This window comes from Sedimentibacter hydroxybenzoicus DSM 7310, from assembly GCF_013403245.1.
Lineage (GTDB): Bacteria > Bacillota > Clostridia > Tissierellales > Sedimentibacteraceae > Sedimentibacter > Sedimentibacter hydroxybenzoicus.
In genome coordinates, this window is the sequence record NZ_JACBNQ010000070.1 from 1 (window position 1) to 639 (window position 639).

At 40.8% G+C, this 639-nt stretch carries 1 pseudogene; it reads left to right on the forward strand.

The features are described 5' to 3' along the window. Positions 1-542 (forward strand): annotated as a pseudogene (locus HZF24_RS18785) (reverse transcriptase domain-containing protein); the annotation flags it as partial. Between the last annotated feature and the right edge of the window lie 97 nt (positions 543-639).

Genomic DNA, 639 nt, shown 5'->3' on the forward strand with positions numbered 1-639 from the left:
ATAAAGCATTTAAGAGAGTTAAAGCAAACAAAGGTGCCGGAGGCATTGATGGGATGAGTGTTGATGAACTTCAAACGTATCTCAAAGAGAACAAAGGGAGCCTTATCCAAAAGTTAAGGAAGGGGCGATACAAGCCCCAACCTGTCCGTAGGGTAGAGATACCCAAAGAAACCAAAGGGGAATACCGAAAGCTTGGGATACCTACAGCAGTTGACCGTGTGTTTCAACAGGCAATTGTTCAGGAGCTATCGCCCATCTATGAAGAACAGTTTTCGGAAAGCAGTTTTGGCTTTCGCCCAAATAGGGGAACCCATGATGCCTTGAGAAAATGCGCCGAATATGTTGATGAAGGATACGATTATGTCGTAGACATGGATTTGGAAAAGTTCTTTGACACAGTGTGTCAGAGTAAATTGATTGAAATACTATCCAGAACCATTAAAGATGGTAGGGTAATATCACTTATCCATAAATACCTAAATGCAGGAGTCATCAACAGAGGAGTTTTTGAAAAGACAGAAATAGGGATGCCGCAGGGCGGTTTATGCTAAGCTTAGCATAATCCGCCTTATGCAAAGTTGACGATTATGCAAAGTAAATATAGCTAAGCATTGATTTATCTAAACTACTCTATGATTT